The sequence below is a fragment of the Shewanella sp. ECSMB14102 genome (assembly GCF_000813075.1).
Taxonomy (GTDB): domain Bacteria; phylum Pseudomonadota; class Gammaproteobacteria; order Enterobacterales; family Shewanellaceae; genus Shewanella; species Shewanella indica.
Genome location: NZ_JWGX01000030.1, coordinates 51,245 through 72,069 on the forward strand (window position 1 = coordinate 51,245; position 20,825 = coordinate 72,069).

General features: G+C 52.1%; 23 protein-coding genes. 16 read left to right on the plus strand and 7 right to left on the minus strand.

The window, feature by feature from the left end; all coding sequences use genetic code 11:
• Positions 1-27 precede the first annotated feature (27 nt).
• The 5 genes from ffh to rplS all read left to right on the plus strand — a co-directional run bounded on the left by ffh (position 28) and on the right by rplS (position 3,557).
• Positions 28-1,401, plus strand: a complete 1,374-nt coding sequence (ffh, locus tag RC73_RS11455; RefSeq protein ID WP_039034760.1) for a signal recognition particle protein — start codon at positions 28-30, stop codon at positions 1,399-1,401.
• 204 nt (positions 1,402-1,605) lie between these two features.
• Entirely contained in the window at positions 1,606-1,857 is a 252-nt protein-coding gene (rpsP, locus tag RC73_RS11460) for a 30S ribosomal protein S16 (protein ID WP_025010564.1), read from the plus strand.
• Positions 1,858-1,878: 21 nt separating this feature from the next.
• Positions 1,879-2,409: a ribosome maturation factor RimM gene (gene rimM, locus RC73_RS11465; protein WP_025010565.1), complete on the plus strand. Its 531-nt coding sequence runs from the start codon at positions 1,879-1,881 to the stop codon at positions 2,407-2,409.
• Positions 2,410-2,425: 16 nt separating this feature from the next.
• Positions 2,426-3,169 carry a tRNA (guanosine(37)-N1)-methyltransferase TrmD gene (gene trmD / locus RC73_RS11470; protein ID WP_039034761.1) on the plus strand — a complete coding sequence of 248 codons (744 nt, stop codon included), beginning with the start codon at positions 2,426-2,428 and terminating at the stop codon, positions 3,167-3,169.
• Between the two features lie 34 nt (positions 3,170-3,203).
• Positions 3,204-3,557: a 50S ribosomal protein L19 gene (rplS, locus tag RC73_RS11475; RefSeq protein ID WP_039034762.1), complete on the plus strand. Its 354-nt coding sequence runs from the start codon at positions 3,204-3,206 to the stop codon at positions 3,555-3,557.
• Positions 3,558-4,597: 1,040 nt separating this feature from the next.
• Here rplS and RC73_RS11485 read toward each other — a convergent pair.
• Both RC73_RS11485 and RC73_RS11490 read right to left on the minus strand, forming a co-directional pair.
• Positions 4,598-4,987, minus strand: a complete 390-nt coding sequence (locus RC73_RS11485; protein WP_039034764.1) for a DUF3301 domain-containing protein — start codon at positions 4,985-4,987, stop codon at positions 4,598-4,600.
• The gene (locus RC73_RS11490) at positions 4,984-5,997 is read right to left on the minus strand and encodes a DUF3549 family protein (RefSeq protein ID WP_039034765.1); all 1,014 of its coding nucleotides are present in this window, start codon (positions 5,995-5,997) and stop codon (positions 4,984-4,986) included. Before RC73_RS11490 ends, RC73_RS11485 begins: the two co-directional genes overlap by 4 nt.
• Before the next feature lie 104 nt (positions 5,998-6,101).
• Here RC73_RS11490 and RC73_RS11495 point away from each other — a divergent pair, with 104 nt between their 5' ends.
• Entirely contained in the window at positions 6,102-6,425 is a 324-nt protein-coding gene (locus RC73_RS11495) for a YqcC family protein (RefSeq protein ID WP_039034766.1), read from the plus strand.
• Complete coding sequence (gene truC / locus RC73_RS11500) at positions 6,397-7,239, plus strand: tRNA pseudouridine(65) synthase TruC (protein ID WP_039034767.1); 843 nt, start codon at positions 6,397-6,399, stop codon at positions 7,237-7,239. The genes RC73_RS11495 and truC overlap by 29 nt, the downstream gene beginning before the upstream one ends.
• Before the next feature lie 264 nt (positions 7,240-7,503).
• On the opposite strand, the gene RC73_RS20750 is transcribed toward truC, so the two are convergent.
• Positions 7,504-7,680 (minus strand): hypothetical protein, encoded by a 177-nt coding sequence (locus tag RC73_RS20750; RefSeq protein ID WP_099049524.1) that lies wholly within the window; start codon positions 7,678-7,680, stop codon positions 7,504-7,506.
• A 127-nt stretch (positions 7,681-7,807) separates the two neighbouring features.
• Here RC73_RS20750 and RC73_RS11505 point away from each other — a divergent pair, with 127 nt between their 5' ends.
• The 3 genes from RC73_RS11505 to purU all read left to right on the plus strand — a co-directional run bounded on the left by RC73_RS11505 (position 7,808) and on the right by purU (position 10,625).
• The gene (locus RC73_RS11505; protein WP_039034799.1) at positions 7,808-8,272 is read left to right on the plus strand and encodes a flavodoxin; all 465 of its coding nucleotides are present in this window, start codon (positions 7,808-7,810) and stop codon (positions 8,270-8,272) included.
• Complete coding sequence (locus RC73_RS11510) at positions 8,224-9,705, plus strand: PTS transporter subunit EIIC (protein ID WP_039034768.1); 1,482 nt, start codon at positions 8,224-8,226, stop codon at positions 9,703-9,705. Before RC73_RS11505 ends, RC73_RS11510 begins: the two co-directional genes overlap by 49 nt.
• Positions 9,706-9,791: 86 nt before the next feature.
• Positions 9,792-10,625, plus strand: a complete 834-nt coding sequence (gene purU / locus RC73_RS11515; protein ID WP_039034769.1) for a formyltetrahydrofolate deformylase — start codon at positions 9,792-9,794, stop codon at positions 10,623-10,625.
• Between the two features lie 25 nt (positions 10,626-10,650).
• Here purU and RC73_RS11520 read toward each other — a convergent pair whose 3' ends face one another.
• From RC73_RS11520 to map, 4 genes are all read right to left on the minus strand, one after another.
• Entirely contained in the window at positions 10,651-11,016 is a 366-nt protein-coding gene (locus tag RC73_RS11520; RefSeq protein WP_039034770.1) for a DUF3718 domain-containing protein, read from the minus strand.
• A 257-nt stretch (positions 11,017-11,273) separates the two neighbouring features.
• Entirely contained in the window at positions 11,274-12,098 is an 825-nt protein-coding gene (gene dapD / locus RC73_RS11525; protein ID WP_039034771.1) for a 2,3,4,5-tetrahydropyridine-2,6-dicarboxylate N-succinyltransferase, read from the minus strand.
• Positions 12,099-12,115: 17 nt separating this feature from the next.
• On the minus strand, positions 12,116-14,695 hold the full coding sequence (gene glnD / locus RC73_RS11530; protein ID WP_039034772.1) for a bifunctional uridylyltransferase/uridylyl-removing protein GlnD: 2,580 nt from the start codon (positions 14,693-14,695) through the stop codon (positions 12,116-12,118).
• Positions 14,696-14,715: 20 nt separating this feature from the next.
• Positions 14,716-15,519: a type I methionyl aminopeptidase gene (gene map, locus RC73_RS11535; RefSeq protein WP_039034773.1), complete on the minus strand. Its 804-nt coding sequence runs from the start codon at positions 15,517-15,519 to the stop codon at positions 14,716-14,718.
• 415 nt (positions 15,520-15,934) lie between these two features.
• On the opposite strand from map, the gene rpsB reads away from it, so the two are divergent.
• From rpsB to RC73_RS11565, 6 genes are all read left to right on the plus strand, one after another.
• Positions 15,935-16,663: a 30S ribosomal protein S2 gene (gene rpsB / locus RC73_RS11540; RefSeq protein WP_025010979.1), complete on the plus strand. Its 729-nt coding sequence runs from the start codon at positions 15,935-15,937 to the stop codon at positions 16,661-16,663.
• Between the two features lie 132 nt (positions 16,664-16,795).
• On the plus strand, positions 16,796-17,647 hold the full coding sequence (tsf, locus tag RC73_RS11545) for a translation elongation factor Ts (protein WP_028779851.1): 852 nt from the start codon (positions 16,796-16,798) through the stop codon (positions 17,645-17,647).
• 69 nt (positions 17,648-17,716) lie between these two features.
• Positions 17,717-18,448 carry a UMP kinase gene (gene pyrH / locus RC73_RS11550; RefSeq protein ID WP_039034774.1) on the plus strand — a complete coding sequence of 244 codons (732 nt, stop codon included), beginning with the start codon at positions 17,717-17,719 and terminating at the stop codon, positions 18,446-18,448.
• A 28-nt stretch (positions 18,449-18,476) separates the two neighbouring features.
• Positions 18,477-19,034: a ribosome recycling factor gene (gene frr, locus RC73_RS11555; protein ID WP_039034775.1), complete on the plus strand. Its 558-nt coding sequence runs from the start codon at positions 18,477-18,479 to the stop codon at positions 19,032-19,034.
• Between the two features lie 84 nt (positions 19,035-19,118).
• Positions 19,119-19,946, plus strand: coding sequence for a polyprenyl diphosphate synthase (gene uppS, locus RC73_RS11560; protein WP_039034776.1), 828 nt, complete (start codon positions 19,119-19,121; stop codon positions 19,944-19,946).
• A 20-nt stretch (positions 19,947-19,966) separates the two neighbouring features.
• Positions 19,967-20,824 carry a phosphatidate cytidylyltransferase gene (locus RC73_RS11565; RefSeq protein WP_039034777.1) on the plus strand — a complete coding sequence of 286 codons (858 nt, stop codon included), beginning with the start codon at positions 19,967-19,969 and terminating at the stop codon, positions 20,822-20,824.
• Position 20,825 lies beyond the last annotated feature (1 nt).

Genomic DNA, 20,825 nt, shown 5'->3' on the forward strand with positions numbered 1-20,825 from the left:
CATTCATAAACGGTATAGAACTGGACGATGTTTGAGAATCTCACCGACAGATTGTCCCGCACCCTGAAAAATATCAGTGGTCGGGGTCGCTTGACTGAAGAGAACGTGAAGGACACCCTGCGCGAAGTTCGTATGGCACTGCTGGAGGCCGATGTGGCTCTGCCTGTGGTGCGGGAATTTGTCAGCAGCGTCAAAGAACGTGCCGTTGGCCAGGAAGTGGCTAAGAGCCTGACCCCTGGGCAGGTATTTGTCAAAATCGTTCAGAGTGAACTGGAAAAAGCCATGGGGGAGGCCAACGAGGCTCTCAATCTGGCCGCTCAGCCACCTGCTGTATTGATGATGGCAGGACTGCAGGGCGCGGGTAAAACCACCAGTGTTGCCAAGCTGGGTAAGTTCCTGCGAACCAGACAGAAGAAGTCTGTGCTTGTGGTCAGTGCCGACGTATACCGTCCGGCGGCGATCAAGCAGCTGGAAACCCTGGCCAATGAAGTCGAAGTCGAATTCTTCCCATCGGACGTCAGTCAAAAGCCGGTAGATATTGCCAATGCCGCCATCGCTTACGCCAAGCGTAAGTTTATTGATGTAGTCATTCTGGATACCGCCGGTCGCCTGCATGTGGACGAGGCGATGATGGATGAAATCAAGGCGCTGCACGCTGCGGTCAAGCCGGTTGAAACCCTGTTTGTGGTCGACGCCATGACAGGTCAGGATGCGGCCAATACTGCCAAGGCCTTTAATGAAGCGCTGCCGCTGACCGGGGTGATCCTCACCAAGGTGGATGGTGATGCCAGAGGCGGTGCCGCCCTGTCCATTCGTCACATCACAGGTAAACCGATTAAGTTCCTGGGTGTGGGTGAAAAAACTGATGCGCTCGAGCCTTTCCATCCAGACCGGGTAGCTTCCCGTATTCTGGGAATGGGGGACGTGTTGTCGCTCATCGAAGAAGTTGAGCGCGGTGTCGATAAGGAAAAAGCCCTTAAGCTGGCTTCTAAAGTGAAGTCCGGCGGCAGTTTTGACCTGGAAGACTTCCGTGAGCAGCTGCAGCAGATGAAGAATATGGGCGGCATGATGGGGATGCTGGAAAAACTACCCGGCGTTGGTCAACTGCCTCCCGATGCTTTGGCGCAGGTGCAAAACGGTAAGCTCACAGGTCAGATGGAAGCTATTATTAACTCCATGACGCCAAATGAACGTAAGCGTCCGGATATGATCAAAGGCTCACGAAAACGCCGCATCGCTGCCGGTTCAGGCACTCAAATTCAAGATGTAAACCGCTTGCTGAAGCAGTTTACCCAGATGCAGAAAATGATGAAGAAAATGTCTGCCAAAGGCGGCATGCATAAGATGATGCGCGGCCTGGGAGGCATGCTGCCTCCGGGAATGAAATTCCCCGGTCGCTGATACCAAATGACATTACCTGATGTTCTTAACTATTGTCCCGCTTGGGATAAACTGTGAATGGGCGTTGTAAAATTAGCCGGGATCGGTTGCAATCGCCCGAAAGTCAGGTAAAATCTTCCGGCTTTCTATCTGGGACTCTTCGCGAACACGGGGTTCCAGTTTTTATTTTTGCTGAAAAGCAAATCATTAGAGGATAAAGAACGCATGGTTACCATTCGTTTAGCTCGTGGTGGCGCGAAAAAGCGTCCATTTTACAACATCGTTGTTGCTGATAGCCGCAATGCCCGTGACGGTCGTTTCATCGAGCGTGTAGGTTTCTTCAACCCTCTGGCCAAAGGTCAGGAAGAAACTCTGCGCCTGGATCTGGACCGTGTTGAGCACTGGGTTTCAAACGGTGCTGCAACTACAGAACGCGTAGCAAAACTGATCAAAGACGCTCGTAAAGCAGCTGCTTAATAGCGTTTAAGGTATAGATTGATGAGCAGTAACCCACAGCCAATCGTGTTGGGCAAACTTGGTTCCAGCTATGGCATTAAAGGTTGGCTGAAAATCACCGCCTATACCGATTCTGTTGAAGGTATTTTTGACTATTCACCTTGGCTCATTAAAGAGCAGGGCGAATGGCGTGAAGTGAAGGTCACCCAGTGGCGCTATCAGGGCAAGGCGGTTGTTGCCGCACTTGAAGGGGTAGAGACGCGGGAGCGGGCGCAGATGCTCACTAACTGTGAGATCGGCATACTGCCTGAGCAGATGAAAGACCTGCCGGAAGATGAATTCTACTGGCGCGATCTTATCGGCTGCGAAGTGATCAACACCAAGGGCTACAACATGGGCAAGGTCGATCAGATCGTGGAAACAGGATCCAACGACGTCTTGCTGGTGAAGGCCAACGCCAAAGATAGCTTTGGCAAAGCGGAACGTATGATCCCCTTTGTCACCGAACAGTTCATCAAAGAGGTGAACGTTTCGGCAAAACAGATTTTAGTGGATTGGGATCCGGACTTCTGAGTCGAGGAAACAGCTTATGTGGTTAGGGGTCATCACCCTGTTCCCGGAGATGTTTCGAGCAGTAACAGACTTTGGCGTGACGGGTCGGGCCGTGAAGAATGGCCTGCTGGAAGTACAGACGTGGAATCCCAGGGATTTCACCCATGATAGACACAACACTGTGGACGACAGACCTTATGGTGGTGGTCCCGGAATGTTGATGATGGTTCAGCCCCTTCGCGATGCCATTCATGCAGCCAAGGCTGCGGCAGGTGAGGGAGCCAAGGTGATATATCTGTCACCTCAGGGACGCAAGCTGACTCAGCAAGGCGTGTCTGAGTTGGCACTATCATCCAAGCTGATCCTGGTGTGCGGTCGCTACGAAGGTATCGATGAGCGCATCATTCAGACGGAAGTGGATGAGGAGTGGTCGGTTGGTGATTACGTGCTCTCGGGCGGTGAATTGCCGGCAATGACCCTGATAGATTCGGTTTCGAGACTGGTTCCCGGCGTGCTGGGCAAACAGGCCTCGGCAGAGCAGGATTCCTTCTCTGACGGATTATTGGATTGTCCTCACTATACCCGGCCTGAATGTCTTGATGGACTGGATGTTCCGGCGGTGTTGCTCAGCGGCAACCACGAACAAATTAGACGCTGGCGTCTACAGCAGAGTTTGATAAGAACACTGCAGCGACGGCCAGAATTATTTGAAAATCTAGCTCTGACTGACGAACAGACGACTCTATTAGCGCAGTTCGTTGACGCAATGGACTCAGCCTAGTCGCAGCTCAGTTAATTCTAGAACGGAGTAAGTTATGAACAACATCATTAAAATGCTCAACGATGAGCAAATGAAAAAAGACGTACCTGATTTCGGTGCCGGTGATACCGTAGTCGTTCAGGTTCGTGTTAAAGAAGGTGACAAAGAGCGTCTGCAGGCCTTTGAAGGCGTGGTTATCGCTAAGCGTAACCGCGGTCTGCACTCCGCATTTACCGTACGTAAGATCTCTAATGGTGAAGGTGTTGAGCGTGCTTTCCAAACGCACAGCCCAATGATTTCCAGCATCGAAGTTAAGCGTCGTGGTCGCGTTCGTCGTGCCAAGCTGTACTATCTGCGTGAGCGTTCAGGTAAGTCTGCACGTATCCGTGAGAAGCTGGCTACTAAGTAAGCCGCTACATAAAGACGCAAGTGTTCGCACAGAGACCCGCCTATATGGCGGGTTTTTGTTTTCAGCCGTAAATCACCTCCATAGCAGAAGGTGGACATTCAGCTATGCCAGACGAAGGTTTCTATTAGAAATTTCCCCCCGCAGTAATCACTGCTCAGCTTTCATCTTGGAAATGTAAACCCTAAATATCGCATATGGGCATAAGCTCCTGGCAAGCGGCTTTTATAGAAAAGTGTTAATGTATTTTAGGGTGACACTATTATCTTCTATTGAGATTATTGATGTTTGGGTGATTCTGTTGCAGGTTTATAGGCGATATGTTTTTCACTACACATCGTTTTCCATTAAAGCCGGGGTTGGTGTGCGAGATATCTCACAAGGTTGTGAGACAAACAAGAGTTAAATAGCGGATTTTGTCACTAAAAAATAATTAAACCATTTAAAATTAATTACTTACCAACCTTGTTTTGATTGCTGTAAAAAAGTTACAAGAGTTATTGGGCGGTTTATGTACAACTCCTGGGCCGGGATTGTATTAGTATTTAAATCATCCAAGGACAAGGATGATTCAGGGAACAAGGTCAGGAAGGCCTCAACCGTGAGGAACACGGTCCAGGGATAACTCAAGGAAGATGCTTATCAGGATGATGGCAAACAGGGAAAGCTACTGACCCAAGGAATATGGTCAGCGTCAGGAAGACGAAACAGGATGTATTGAAAGGATGCACAAGGACGATACAGGACACGCTTAAGGACAGAGCAAGGCCCGATCAAGGGATAATCGGGACTAAGGGAACAGGTACGCAAGTACAGGGACTCACCAGGATGGTACAGGGAGCGCAGGACGCACGGCAGACGCATGGATGGTGCAGGGAAGCAACTTAATAGCTGGAAGGCTTAACAGAGAAACAGATGGGCGCGGCTTAATTGTCGCGCCCTTTCTTATTTCGGGGCTTTGAGAATAGATAAACTCAGTCGCTCCATACTCTGAATTTTAATGGCAGAACAACCCTAACTAGCTTTCATGGGTAGAGAAGGCCTCATCGACACCTGCCCGAATTGCACCCCCCTCCTGAGCCACAACCGCCACCGACACTGCCCCTGGCCGTTGGCGCTTCATGCCATTCGGGTTCGGGAAAGATGGGCCATTCGATTTTCTGGATTTGTTTGCCGTGCATCAGAATATGGCCGCGATACTGGTTGATGCCATCGGTACTGAACTCAAACATAAAGCGTGCCTTCCAGCACAGACCATTCCGGCCACCTATGCTGGGACGCGCCGACTCCATGGCGATGGCAAGCATCTGCACCTTTTGTCGCTGGCATTCCCTTTCGGCAAATACCCGGCTGAGTTCGGCCATTTGTCGCAGCTGCCAGAAAAACGCAGCAATCATAACCAGCGCTGCGATCAGTAGAAAATCTGTCATCATTCTGTGGTCGCCCTGAACAGACCGCCAATGGCGCCGGATAGGCGGTCACTGCGGTGAGGATTGCGAAGTTCGCTCAATACCTGGGTACGTATCCCGGGTATGGCCACAATATCAGCAAAGATTTGATTAAAGAAGCTTTGCTCCTGTAAAGCCAAAGCCTCGAGATAAATTTTGCGGCATCCATCCTGTTTCAGACTAAGCCAGCAGCGGGCGGCGATGGCAACCAAGGCATCAATATTTAGCGCTTGTTGCTTGTTCAGCTCAGTTATCGCCTGTTGGCAGAGTTCGGGGTGAGACGCCAAGGCGCGAAGGAAGTAAACCTTATGTTCGGGGGCCGCTTCTTTGAATGCCTGGAAGAGCGTTTCGGCAAGTGGCTCAGGCAGCAATATATGTTCCAATTGCTGGCAAAGGGCAATCTGTACCTCGGTGGCGCCTTTGTTCAATCCTTGTTGCAACAGGGCTGAGTGGTCCAGTTCATTGACCCTGGCACAGATATCCGCCAGCCCTTGCAGTCCCAGATGTTGCCAGTTTTCGGCTGCCACCTTGCCGCTCAGGTATTGGCAGGCATATTCATACTGTACAGAAGCGGCTTGTCCCAATTGTTTACGCACCAAGGCGTTGAACAGGGCCAATTTTTCCTGCGATGGCTTGAAACTGAAGGGATGATTGGCCATCTGTTGCTGCTGGGCTTCGCTCAGTTCACGGGTCAGGTTTTCCCCCATGGCTTCAAGCAGCATTTGAATAAACTGGCTACGCGCAGCTGGGACCAGGAGTCCGCGCTCATCCAAGGGTAATTTCAGGAACCAGATATATTGCTGATTGCTGCCATCCCAGAACACCAGGGCAAACTGGGCATGCCCTTGTATGGGAAAAGGGTAAGGGCTTTGAAGGGCTTCTATTTGATGAAAAGCCATGGGATCTATGTGCTGCACCCTGCGGCCGAGATCATAGACCTGATACTGGGTGTTGGCGGCGGTGAGAAGTTCGCTGAGGGTAGTGATACTGTCCATGCTCGTTTGACTCTTGTACAACAAATGCGGTGCATTATAGGGATAAGCTTGGCCCGATGGTATGATTGACGCCAATTTATTGTTTTGGATCTACGAGGTAACAGATGCCTTTTCTGGCGACTGAAAAACTCCTGTTGGCCATAGAGGTCGAATTGAAAGCGCAGGGAATGTGGAGCGCAACGGATCCTGGCGCGACTGCCATGGCCAGCCAGGCGCCCTTTGCCTGTGACAGTATGGCGTTTGAAGCCTGGTTGCAGTTTATTCTGTTGCCGAAAATGCGCGCGCTGATAGAAGCACAAATGCCGCTGCCATCAGCTATAGCAACTGCGCCTATGGCCGAACATGTATGGGGTGAAGCGCCCACATATCGTAATTTGATCACTTTGTTGAGAACCTTGGATGAACTCCTTACCAAACAAGCAAGATGAGACCCAGCTTCAAGCCGAGATTTCGGAACAATCTTTGACACCAGTGGATGAAGAGTGCCCCGAGATCCGTATCCTCTATGAAGATGAACACCTGGTTGCCATCCATAAACCGGCAGGATTACTGGTGCACAGAACCTATCTGGCGCGAAAAGAGCGTTTTTTTGCCATGCAGCTGACCCGGGATCTGGTGGGTTGCCATGTGTTTCCGGTGCACAGGTTGGATAGGCCTACTTCGGGCGTCTTGTTGTTTGCCAAAAGCAGTGAAGTTGCTGCTCTTCTGTGTCAGCAGTTTGCCGGGCGCGAGACGCGCAAGGAGTATCTGGCCCTGGTGCGCGGTAATATGCACCAAGCCGGTACGCTGGACTATCCACTCAAAGAGGAGTTGGATGCCGTGGCCGATAAAAATGCCGACCGCAACAAGGAAGCCCAGGATGCCATTACTCAATATGCGCCGTTGCTCAATGCCGAGATCCCTTTCCCGTCAGGGCGGTACCCCAGCAGTCGTTTTGCCTTGATGCGCCTCTCGCCGTTGACCGGACGTAAGCATCAGCTCAGAAGGCATATGGCTCATCTGCGTCACCCCATCATAGGTGACACCACCCACGGCGATGGCAAACAAAACCGTTTCTTTCGTGAACACTTCGGCCTCAACCGTTTATGGTTGCTGGCTCAGAGCTTGAGCTTCACTCACCCAAAGACAGGCGAACCCGTCACTATAGTGACAGAGCCGGAGGCTGAATGGCAGCAAGTGTTCGATGGCCTGGGCTGGGATGAGTCCCTGCTTGAGTCAGACAGCGGTTTGCTGCTGGCTTAGGGAAGGTGCGAATAAGTCCTCGTGGCACTCTGGCTTGCACAGCAATTGGCGTTCAAGGCATCTGGCTGAAGGCATGCCGGGGCCTGTCGAAGTCGGATAACGCAGAGAGCCGGTTGCTGTGAAAGCCCCGAAGGGCGTGGCTTACAGACCTGCCTGCTATGTTGTGCTTCTTGCAAAGGACTAGGGCCATTTGCGGCGAACCACGCCTTGCATCCAGGCCCGTAAGCCGACGCAGAGCACACATGGGACTTGTTCGCACTTTCCTTAGGTTTCGTCTTTATTGGTGCGCTGGTGCATCATGTCAAGCAAGGGACGGTAAGCGTCGAGTGGATAGTGGGCATGGTGTTGGTCTTGTTGAGCGGCTCTAAAGTAACACATACGGCGAACATGAGTTGCCCTTTGATGTTGCTTCTGAAGTTTCTGTCTGCTGCTCTGTCGCATCGCTGCGTTTCCTTATCGCCAATGGCGTGTCGGCTGGGTGTCTGTTGATGCTTATGCTTGCAGCATAAGCAGACGATACAGTATGGTGGAGAACAATGAGTATTGACTCCGAGGTGCAGAGTATAACATGAAAAAAGTGAACCTGGTGTTTGGAACTGTCTATGGTAATGCCCAGTTTGTTGCCGAGACGCTCCAGAAGCAGCTCCAGACTCATGGCTTGGAAGCTAAACTTTGGCAAAGTCATGAGCTTAAAGGATATATACCAGCGGCCGATGAGTATCTGTTGCTGGTTTCTTCCACTACCGGGCAAGGGGATCTTCCGGATGATATTTTGCCCTGGTTTTTGGAACTGAAAGACACGGCCCCCTACTTGCCTGAGCTCAGGTACGGAGTTATTGCCCTGGGAGACTCGAGTTATGAGACCTTCTGCGGCGCAGGTAAACAATTGGATGAACTGTTTGCGGAGCTTGGCGCCAAACGTATCGGTGAACGTTTGGAGATTGATGCCTGCGAAACCATGGAACCCGAGGTCGAGGCTCAAGCATGGCTCAACAACTGGCTACCCCTGCTGAAAACAGAACCGGGCGCCTGAAAGGCTTTTCACAACATTGGTTTAAGTTTGCTCAGCGCCTGAGTCAGGCGCTGCTTGTCCCCATAGCTATCCTGCCTGCTGCCGGAGTGATGAAAGGCCTGGCCAGCACGCCGACAGGTATTTTGTCTCCTTCGCTCAATGAGCTGTTTGCCACTACTGGCGATCTCATCTTCACTATGATGCCGTTGTTGTTTGCCATCGCGATTGCCATAGGCTTTTGCCGTGATCAGGGGATTGCCGCCTTCAGTGCTGCGTTCGGTTATGGGGTATTCAACTCAAGCTTATCGCTGCTGGCCTCGCAAAACCCCGTGCACACCTCGGTTTGGCTCGGAGTGGAAACCATAGATACAGGTATAGCCGGTGGCATGTTGCTTGGGGTAATGACCTGTTTGGCGATGGCCATGAGTCGTCATTTACGTTTGCCGGCTATCTTTTCCTTCTTTGAGGGACGCCGCAGCGCGCCATTGTTGATGCTGCCGTTGGCGGTGTTGCTGGCCTATTTGCTGGCGCTTATCTGGCCACCTTTGGCGCACTATATTGAGGTGTTCTCCAACTGGGCCGTGTATCAAAAGCCACAGCTGGCCTTTGCCATCTATGGCACAGTGGAGCGCCTCTTGCTGCCGCTTGGACTGCACCATATCTGGAATGCGCCTTTCTACCTCGAGCTTGGGCAGTATTATCAGGATGGTCAATGGCTCAGAGGCGAAGTGGCGCGCTACCTCGCCGGCGATCCCCAGGCCGGCAACCTGGCCGGTGGCTATCTCATCAAAATGTGGGGCCTGCCAGCGGCGGCCCTGGCGATTTGGCGCTGTGCCGACAAGAGTGAACGCAATCGGCTGGCCGGCATTATGCTGTCGGCGGCGGCCACCAGTTGGCTCACCGGGGTAACTGAGCCGATTGAGTTTGCTTTCCTGTTTGTGGCGCCTTTGCTGTATCTGGTGCACGCATTGCTGACCGGGCTGGCTTATGCTGTCTGTATCTGGCTCGACATTCACTATGGGCTGGTGTTTTCCAACGGTTTGCTGGATTTTGCCCTTTTGTGGCATCAATCCGCCAACGCCGGTTGGTTTCTGATCCTGGGCCCCTTGACCGCAGTCATCTATTACCTGATTTTCCGCGCTTCCATCATGGCATTCAATCTTAAGACGCCGGGGCGGCTGGAGCCGGAAACCGCTTCGGGCGGCAATCTGCTGGCCATGATAGGCGCGCTCGGCGGCGCTGCCAATATCCGCAACCTCAGCGCCTGTATGACCCGCTTGCGCCTGAGTGTCGAACGTCCTGAGCTGGTGGACAAGTCCCGCCTGTTGGGATTGGGAGCCAAGGGCGTGATAGTGGTAGGGCAGGGCGTCCAGGTAGTGTTTGGCACCAAGGCCGAGACCTTGAGAGGGCTTTTGCAAAAGTATCTGGACAGTCGCCAGGCAAGCCGGAGATAACGAGCTGCTTTTGATGAATAAATTTTAAGCGCGCCAGTGGCGAGACTGTGGCATATTCAAACTTTAATGCTGTAATCGGAGCCGATATGCCACGCAAAATACTGATGATTGATTGTGCCGATGAATATGGGCTTATCGCCAGAGTTACTGGGGTATGCTTTCAGCACAGACTGAATATCATCAAAAACAACGAGTTTGTCGATAATCAGCAGGGGCGCTTTTTCATGCGTACCGAGCTTGAAGGTGAGTTCGATGAAGCTAAGCTGTTAGAAGAATTGGCTGAAGTTCTGCCCAAGCAAAACCATATGAAACTGGTGGATGCCGGACGCAAGCGCATAGTGGTGTTGGCGACCAAGGAGGCCCATTGCCTTGGTGATCTCTTGATGAAAACCTACTATGGTGCCCTCGATGTGGAAATAGCCGCCATAGTGGCCAACTACGATACGCTGGCACCGCTGGCGGCCAAGTTTGAGGTGCCTTTTCATCATGTCAGCCATCAGGGGCTGGATCGCAGCGCCCATGAGCGTGCCATGTTGGATATTATCGCCGGCTATCAGCCTGAATACCTGGTACTGGCCAAATATATGCGGGTGCTTACCCCTGAGTTTGTCGAGCAGTATCCCAATAAGATCATCAATATTCATCACTCCTTTCTGCCGGCCTTTATTGGCGCCAATCCCTATCGTCAGGCGTGGGAGCGCGGGGTGAAAATTATTGGGGCCACGGCGCACTTTGTGAATAACTGTTTGGATGAGGGGCCTATCATTAAGCAGGATGTTATCCCTGTGGATCACAGTTACAGCGCGGCAGATATGGCCAAAGCCGGCCGAGATGTGGAAAAAAGTGTTCTCAGCCGGGCTCTGGCGCTGGTACTCAATGAACAGGTCGTGGTGTACGGCAACAAAACCTTGGTATTTTAATCCGAGTGTTTTGGGCTCAGTGAGTTCAGCGGAAACTCACGTAGAGTTTTTCCTCCTCTGGGATCATGGCCATATCGGAAATGGTCACTTTGCCGGGCAGGAAGCGGCCAATCTTTTTGGCTGTGCGATCGGCGCCATGACTCATGGCAAATTGATGCAGTGACTCACCATTGCACACCAGTCGAGGGAATACTCGCTGTTCATTGATCCGGTACTCACGCAAGGTGGTGGAAAACTCTATCATGCTGTTGCTGGCACTGGATTTACAGACCTGGATCAACGCCTGCTCAATATAAGGATCCATTGCGGCCTGGGCACTGAGAGAGCCGAAGCTCAGGCCGGCGACAGCCAGTAATACTGCGCCGGTGCGGGTACGTTGGCAAAGGTTCATGGCTTGCTCCTTTTCGGGATGCTTCAAGTACCATTTAAGTACAGTCGCAGCAGCGGCATTTGCCAGCGATTGAATAGAGGCTTTCTGTCAGCAGTTGTTGCTGTTTGGGCAGGGTGTGTCCCAAGGTGTGGAAGTTTGTCTCTTGGTAAGTAAATGTGTCTGCCTGTGCCCTTATGGGCAGAGCAGACAGACACATAGATGGGGATACTGACCTAATAAAGTGTTTATTGCTCTAGGTCAGTTCCCGAGGGCAAGGGTCAGTCGACCATCCGCAGCAGTTCGTTGATACCCACTTTTCCGCGGGTCTTCTCGTCTACCTTCTTGACTATGATGGCGGCATAAAGATTGTACTTGCCGCAGCTGGAGGGCAGAGTGCCTGACACCACCACAGAACCTGCTGGAACCCGGCCATAGTGAATTTCGCCGGTTTCGCGGTCATAGATGCGGGTGCTCTGGCCGATATAGACCCCCATGGAGATCACTGAGCCTTCCTCGACCACGACTCCTTCAACGATTTCAGAGCGGGCACCGATAAAGCAATTGTCTTCAATAATGGTCGGGCCGGCCTGCAGTGGCTCGAGTACGCCACCGATGCCGACACCGCCGGAGAGATGCACGTTTTTACCAATTTGCGCGCAGGAGCCAACCGTGGCCCAGGTGTCGACCATGGTGCCTTCATCCACATAGGCGCCCAGGTTAACGTAGGAGGGCATAAGCACAGTGTTTTTACCGATGAAAGAGCCTTTGCGCACCGCAGCCGGTGGCACAACACGTATGGCTTCGGCGCGAAAACGCGCTTCATCATAGTCGGCAAACTTCTGTGGTACCTTGTCGAAATACTTGGTTTCGGCCCCATAGATTACGCCATTGTCGAAGATGCGGAAAGACAGCAAAACGGCTTTCTTGAGCCATTGGTGCACATGCCATTGGCCGTCCAGTTTCTCGGCCACTCGGGCCTCGCCTCTGTCCAGCATGTCAATCACTCGTTCCACGTCGGCACGCAGCTCGGCGTCAACTGTGGTTGGGCTTATCTGTGCGCGAGCTTCAAAAGCCGCCTCAATACGTTGGCGTAAAGCCTCCATTGGTTTCTCCCGTTTACTTAGGTTGTTGGGGTCCCGAATTGGGACAGGGCACTGATCAGTGACTCTTTCAGCCTGTGTTGCTGGGCTTCATCCAGTGCCAGTCCCTGATTGGTTTGTAGAATAAAAAAGTCCTCGGCGCGCTCGCCTATCGTGGTGATCTTGGCCGCCAGCAGGGTGACATCACAGCGATAGAAGGTTTCACCTATCTTGGCCAGCAGACCTGGGCTATCCAAGGCTATCAGCTCCATCATACTTGTACCATGGCGGCGGGTAGGCAGAAAACTGACCTGAGTCGGAACTTTAAAAGGTTTCATCTTGCGCGACAACTTGCGAAAGCGCGGGATCTTGGGTTGTTCGCCACTGAGCGCTTTGCCAAGGGCCTTGCGGATACTTTGTATCCGCGATAACTGACTTACCGCCTTGCCGTCCTGCTCGAGGATCACAAAGGTATCCAAAGCGTAATTGTCCTTGGATGTCATGATGTTGGCATCATGAACATTGATATTCTTGTTGTCCAGCACCGCCATCACAGTGGCAAACAGCTTGGGTTTGTCCTGGCAGTAGACAAACAGCTCTGTGCCGCCACGGGTGGTGTGTTTGGATACCATTACCAGCGGTTCATCCTGCTTGTGCTTTAGAATGGCCTCAGCGTGCCAGGCGATTTGATTGGGTTGATGACGCAAAAAGTAATCGGCCTTGAATCTCTGCCACAACAGATCCAGCGCTTTTTCCTTGAAGCCGCGCCGCAGCAACTCTTTCTTGGCTTTAGCTTGATGCTCCCGTACCCGGGCACGAATATCCACCGGCTTTTCTTTACCGCGGGCAAGCACTCTCTGAGTGGCAAAATAGAGATCCCTGAGCAGGGAGCCCTTCCAGTTGTTCCAGGTTTTTTCATTGGTGGCACAGATATCGGCTACCGTCAGGCAGTAGAGGTAACTCAGGTGCACCGCATCGCGAACTTTATCGGCAAAGTCGGCGACCACTTCCGGATCGGAAATATCCCGCCGCTGGGCGACAATCGACATCAACAGATGATTTTCTACCAACCAGCTGACCAAGCGGCCGTCGTGGTCGTTGAGACCGTGCAGTTTGCAAAATTCCAGCGCATCGACTGCGCCGAGCTTACTGTGATCGCCGCCGCGGCCTTTGGCGATGTCGTGGAAAATGGCCGCCAATACCAGCAGCCCCTTTTTTGGCAATTGATTGATCAGCACAGAGCCGAGTGGGAATTCCTCTTTCTGTTCTGCCTGGGCAAATTTGTCGATATTGAGCAGCAGCCTGTGGGTGTGTTCATCTACCGTGTAGGCGTGGAAGAGGTCAAACTGCATCTGGCCTTCAATGGCGCGCCAGGCAGGTAAATAAGCCGACATCACTCCGTGTTTGTGCATTAGCGACAGGGCGGCAATACCGCGAGCATGACGGAGAATTTCCATAAATACTCTACGGCAGCCCTCCCGGGCCATCAGAGGTTGCGGCTGGGCGCGTCTGGCTCTTCTCAGCGCCCTCAGGGTTGGCGCGTAAATTCCCTGAATGTTGGAATTGCGGGCCACATGCAAAAACAGCCTGACGATCTCTTCCGGATCGTCAAACAGCGCCAAGTCCAGCGCCTCGATAAAGCGACCGCGGCGCTGATAGTGTTCATCTATAGGCTGGATTTCCAGCGCCTGAGTGTGTCCCAGGGTGGCGCGTTTGAACAGTTGCAGCAGCATCTCGTTGAGCTCCATCACCCGCCGCACTGTGCGGTAATAGTGCTTCATCATCTGCTCGACCGCCAGTTGGGTAGCGTCTTCGTAACCCATGAGGCCGGCTACCTGACGCTGCAAGTCAAACAGCAAACGGTTTTCGTCACGGCCCGATGCCAGGTGCAGGGCAAATCTCAGCTCCCAGAGGAAGTGCTGACACTCAAGCAGCTCTTCGAGTTCTACCTGCTCCAAAAAGCCGTGTCCGACCAGTTCTTCAAGTCTGGCGGCATCGAAGTGGCGCATAGCGACCCAGGCTATGGTCTGAATATCCCTCAGGCCACCGGGGCAGGTCTTGATATTGGGCTCAAGATCGAAGGCGTTGGCCCTGGCATGGCGGGCACGTTGTTCATCTCGCTTGGCATTGAAAAACGCGTTTGAGGGCCAGAATTGGTGCTCGCGAATCGCGTCGTAGAGAGTATCAAACAGGATTTCCGGGCCGGTAAGCAGTCTGGCTTCCAATAGGTTGGTGGCTATGGTGATGTCTTGTCGACCCTGTTGCAGGGTTTCTTTCAAGGTTCTGACACTGTGACCGATTTCAAGACCAGCGTCCCAGAGAAAGGCGATATAAGCACTGAGCCTGCTCTCGGCTGCTGGGTCCAGGTTGTCATCCACCAGAAACAGCAGATCTATGTCCGAGTAGGGATGCAGCTCACCGCGGCCATAGCCGCCGACGGCGATAAGAGCGATGGGATAAGCATCCAAGCCTTCGGCCTGCCATTGTTCAATCAGCTGCTTATCGACAAAGCGACAGCGGCTGGTAACCAGTTCGACTATCTTTTCTCGCGAGGTAAACCTGTCAAACAGGGCTTGATTCTGCTCACAAAGTGCCGTTTTGGCTGCCAGCGCTGTGCTCATTCTATTCCTTGGGTGACGCCTTATTTGGCGTGATTGATGATCCTCGGGAAATCTTCCTCGGCGCGCAGCGTCAGAACTTCTACGCCGGTTTCGGTGATTAACAGAGTATGTTCCCACTGAGCTGAATTTTTACCATCTGAGGTGGTGACAGTCCAGCCGTCATCCTTATTCAGTACAGAAGTGTGGCGACCGGCGTTGATCATCGGCTCAATGGTAAAGCACATGCCAGGGCGTAGTATGGTCTTGTCGTTGTTTCTGTAGTGCACCACTTGTGGCTCTTCATGGAAGCCGGCGCCGATACCGTGACCGCAGTAATCCTGCACGATTGAATATTTGTCCAGGCCTGACTTGCTGGCCTTGATAAACTTCTCAACTGTGGTACCAATCTCGCCCAGCTGCATGCCGGGGCGAACTTTACGGATGGCGGCGTAGAGGCTCTCCTGGGCGATACGGCACAGGCGGCGATCTTTCGGGCTGACATCACCGATCAGGAACATTTTGGAAGTGTCGCCGTGATAACCGTCCTTGATAACTGTGATATCAATGTTAAGGATATCGCCGTCCTTGAGCACGCGATCACTGGGAATACCGTGGCAGATCACCTCATTGATAGAGGTGCAGATGGACTTGGGAAAACCGTGGTAATTGAGCGGCGCGGAGATGGCGCCCTGTTCTTCGGTGTACTTGGCGCAGATATCGTTGAGTTCGTTGGTACTGACCCCGACCTTGACGTGTGGGGCTATCATTTCCAACACATTGGCGGCCAGCTTGCCGGCGGCGCGCATTTTCTCAATTTCTTCTGCTGTCTTGATGACTATACTCATGGGGCTTTCTCTTAATAACGAGTGCCTTGGCCAAGGCCAATTCACCTTGTTTGTGAAACGGTAAAATAACGCTACTGACGCGGCTTTGAACTGAGTTTAAGGCCGACATGAGAGCGGTAAAAAGTTTGTGTTTGCCGGCGATTTATGGTATAAAGCGCGCCGTTATGTTTGACTCTAAGTGACTTTGAGTTGACGACTCTATGAGTTCGAATTAGCTTCAAGTCGGCTGCCTTTGATGGGGGAACCCATTTTGTCGGCAGGTAAGAGTAAAGATGGCGGCCATTATACATGGCATTTAACTCAAATACTAAATCACACACGTATCGACACATTCTTCGGGGTGCCCGCGGCTTGACCAAAGGGTCGAAGACATGGGATGCGTGGAGGTCTAACCCCTTAAATTAAGGTATAGAAAATGACTACAGTTTCAATGCGCGATATGCTCCAGGCCGGTGTACACTTCGGTCACCAAACCCGTTACTGGAACCCTAAGATGAAGCCTTTCATCTTCGGTGCTCGCAACGGTGTACACATCATCAACCTCGAGCACACTGTGCCAATGTTCAATGAAGCTCTGGCTTTCATCAGCAACATTGCTTCCAAGAAAGGTAAAATCCTGTTCGTAGGCACCAAGCGCGCTGCCAGTGAAGCCATCAAAGAAGCTGCCGTATCTTGCGAGCAGTTCTACGTGGACAAGCGCTGGCTCGGCGGTATGCTGACCAACTGGAAAACCGTTCGTCAGTCAATCAAGCGCCTGAAAGATCTGGAAACCCAGTCTGTTGACGGTACTTTCGACAAGCTGACCAAGAAAGAAGCGCTGATGCGTACCCGTGAGCTGGAAAAGCTTGAGAAGTCTCTGGGTGGTATCAAGAACATGGGCGGTCTGCCAGACGCCATTTTCGTTATCGGTGCCGACCATGAACACATCGCTATCAAAGAAGCCAACAACCTGGGTATCCCAGTTGTTGCCGTAGTAGATACCAACTCTGCTCCAGATGGCGTTGACTACATCATTCCTGGTAACGACGACGCTATGCGTGCAATCCGTTTGTATGCTGAGTCTGTAGCTGCTGCTGCCAAAGCTGGCCGTGGTCAGGACCTGGCTGTTCAAGCTGAAGAAGACGGTTTCATCGAAGCTGAATAATAAGGTGCGATGCTAGTACATCACCCTTATTAACCAAGAGATATGATTGGTTAACAGGGGCCATATGGCCCCTGTTTTATACCTACTTATCAATAGGTTAAATTTGTCGAATTATCAATTGAGGATTTAACAATGGCAATTACTGCTGCCCTGGTTAAAGAACTGCGCGACCGTACTGGCGCAGGCATGATGGATTGTAAAAAAGCCCTGACCGAAACTAACGGTGATATCGAAGCTGCAATCGATAACATGCGTAAGAGCGGCGCGGCTAAAGCGGCCAAGAAAGCCGGTAACATCGCTGCCGAAGGTACTATCCTGATCAAAAACGGTGCTGGTTACACTGCTCTGGTTGAAGTTAACTGCCAGACTGACTTCGTAGCAAAAGACTCTAACTTCCTGGCTTTCGCCAACGAAGTTCTGGACGCTGCCGCTGCTGCCAAAGTGACTGTTGAAGATCTGAAAGCCCAGTTCGAAGAAGCACGTGTTGCCCTGGTTGCCAAAATCGGTGAAAACATCAATGTTCGTCGCGTTGAGTACATCGACGGTGACAAGATGGCTTTCTATCGTCACGGCGATCGCATCGGTGTTGTTGTTACCGGTGAAGCCGATGAAGAAACGCTGAAGCACATTGCAATGCACGTTGCTGCCTCTAAGCCTGAGTACGTTAACCCAGAAGACGTTCCAGCTGAAGTGGTTGAGAAAGAGCGTTCCGTTCAAGTTGAAATCGCTATGAACGAAGGCAAGCCTCAGGAAATCGCTGAGAAGATGGTTGCCGGCCGCATGAAGAAGTTCACCGGTGAGGTTTCTCTGACTGGTCAACCATTCATCATGGAGCCAAAGAAAACTGTTGGCGAAGTTCTGAAAGAGAAAGGCGCCACTGTGACTAACTTCATCCGCTTGGAAGTGGGTGAAGGTATCGAGAAGAAAGAAGAAGATTTTGCTTCTGAAGTAGCTGCCCAAATCGCTGCTTCCAAGAAGGCTTAATCGCCAATTCTTAACCCTCCCAAGACCGCAGCAGCCGCTGCGGTCTTGTTATGACCAGGACAGAAAAAGATGAGCACCAACCCAAAACCTGCATTTCGACGTATTCTGCTGAAACTGAGTGGCGAAGCCCTGATGGGCGAAGAAGGCTTCGGTATCGATCCCAAGGTACTGGATCGTATGGCCCAGGAGATTAAGGAGCTGGTTGAGCTCGGCATTCAGGTTGGCGTGGTCATCGGTGGCGGAAACCTGTTCCGTGGTGAAGGGCTGGCCAAGGCCGGTATGAACCGCGTGGTGGGCGATCACATGGGTATGCTGGCGACAGTGATGAATGGTCTGGCAATGCGTGATGCGCTGCACCGTGCCTATGTTAATGCCCGTCTGATGTCTGCTATTCCGCTCAATGGCGTGTGCGATAGATACAATTGGGCCGAAGCTATCAGCTTGCTCAAGTCCGGGCGCGTGGTGATTTTTGCTGCCGGTACCGGTAACCCATTCTGTACCACAGACTCTGCTGCTTGCCTGAGAGGGATTGAAATTGAAGCAGAAGTCGTGCTAAAAGGCACTAAAGTTGATGGCGTATATTCAGATGATCCTATGAAGAACCCTGAAGCCGTCAAATACGATGAACTGAGTTACAATGAAGTTCTGGATAAAGAATTGAAAGTCATGGATCTGGCTGCTTTCACCATGGCCCGTGACCACGACATGCCTATATTGGTCTTCAATATGAATAAGCCAGGTGCGCTGCGCCGGGTTATCATGGGTGAAGAAGCCGAAGGCACGCTGATCAAAACGAAATAACCGACTGATTGCAAAAAGGACATTTAACGTGATTGATGCGATTAAAGAAGATGCACAGGTTCGTATGGACAAGTGTGTGGAAGCCACCAAGGCACAAATGGCCAAGGTGCGTACCGGCCGTGCTCACCCCGCACTGCTGGATTCTATCCAGGTGTCTTACTACGGCACCATGACCCCGCTCAAGCAGGTGGGTAATATTTCAGTTGAAGACAGCCGCACTCTGGCGGTTAACGTGTTCGACCGTAGCATGATCCAGGCAGTAGAAAAGGCGATCATGAGCTCAGATTTGGGCCTGAACCCTATGTCTGCCGGTGCCACTATCCGTATCCCTCTGCCGGCTCTGACCGAAGAGCGCCGCCGTGATCTGGTTAAAGTGGTGCGTGCCGAGGCTGAAAACGGTCGTATCGCCGTGCGTAACGTTCGTCGTGATGCCAACTCTGCGGTGAAGAACCTGGAGAAGGACAAAGAGTGTACCGAGGACGATGTACGCCGCAGCGAAGATGAAGTACAAAAGATAACTGACGTACATATCAAGAAGATAGACGAACTGTTGGCCGCGAAAGAAGCGGAATTGATGGAAGTCTGATATTGACTCGCTAAACTAGAGTTGATGCGCCGTGTAGGGGTATACTACGCGGCGTTTGTCTATTTATAAGGGTTGTTTATTCAGATGTCATCCAATATGGAAGCCGATCCTACGACTCCAACCAGCACAGGTGACTGCCAGACTTCAGAGTGCTTACCTGAGCAGCTTTCAGAGCTGGTAAAACAGTCTATCCCGCAGCATGTGGCTATCATTATGGATGGTAACGGCCGTTGGGCTCAGGCCCAGGGTAAAGCCAGGGTTTTTGGGCATAAGGCCGGAGTCAAAGCCGTGCGCCGGGCCGTGAGTACAGCAAGGCAGCTCGGGGTACGTTCATTGACTCTGTTTGCGTTTTCCAGTGAGAACTGGCGTCGTCCGGATCAGGAAGTCAGCCTGTTGATGGAGCTGTTTTTTACCGTGCTGCGTCGGGAAATCAAGCTGCTGCACCAAAATGGTGTCCGGTTGAATATTATTGGGGATACCAGTCGTTTTTCCGAGAGACTGCAAAAACAGATCCGTGCCGCCGAAGAGAAAACCGCTGCCAACTCAGAGCTGACCCTCAATGTCGCCGCTAATTATGGTGGCCGCTGGGACATAATGCAGGCCGCCCGCAAACTGGCAGAAAAAGTCGAATCCGGTGAAATGACCAGCAGTCAGTTCAGTGAAGAGGCCCTGGCAGCGCATTTGTGCATGCAAAATCAACATGAAGTTGATTTAATGATCCGTACGGGCGGGGATTACCGCATCAGTAATTTTATTCTCTGGCAGGCGGCTTATGCCGAGTTGGTCTTTACCGACACCCTTTGGCCGGATTTTGATGAGCAGGCATTTCGCCAGGCTGTGGCGACTTTTGCCAGCCGCCAGCGTCGTTTCGGTCTGACCGGAAGTCAGATAGAAGAAATACGCAGCGAATAACATCTTACGAGGGACATTTTTTGCTAAAACAACGAATAATAACAGCAATTTGGTTAATCCCACTGGTTATGGGGGCCATTTTTTTGCTCCCGGCGAGTTATTTTTCATGGGCCTTGGTGGCGGTATTTCTGATTGCGGCGAAAGAGTGGGGCCGTATTATCGACAGCCGTTGTGAGGTCACTCAATGGAGTTTTACCGCTACCCTGGCGATAGTATTGGTGGCGATTAACCTCCTGGTACCGACCGATGCCGTCTGGTCCAGAGGTCAGTTACACCCCATCATGCTGGCCATCATTCTTATCGGCGCCTGCTGGTGGCTATTCTCTTTGGTGCTGGTGATCTCCTATCCCCGCAGTGCCAAACTCTGGCAGGGCAGTCCCATGCTCAAGTCCATGTTTGGTCAGTTGACTTTGCTTCCTTGTTTCGCTTCCCTGATCGCGCTCAAGGCGCTCAGCAGTCCTGCTGACCCTTATTTTGGCGGTATCCTGGTGTTCTTGGTGATGCTGACCGTATGGGCCGCTGATTCGGGCGCCTACTTTGCCGGTAAGGCGCTGGGGCGGATTAAACTTATGCCCAACGTCAGCCCGGCCAAGACTCTGGAAGGTTTACTTGGTGGCCTGTTGACCACCATGGTGGTGGTGGCCGGTGTTTGCTATTTCTCTCCAGAGCAGGAGCTTGGACTGCTGATAGCCGTGACCCTATTTACCGCTTTGGCCTCGGCGCTCGGCGATCTGTCCGAGAGTATGTTCAAGCGCGCCGCCAAAATCAAAGACTCGGGCACTATATTGCCCGGTCACGGCGGTGTGCTGGATCGCATCGATAGCCTGACCGCAGCCTTGCCTGTATTTACCCTTATCTATATTGCATTCTGGATGTAGT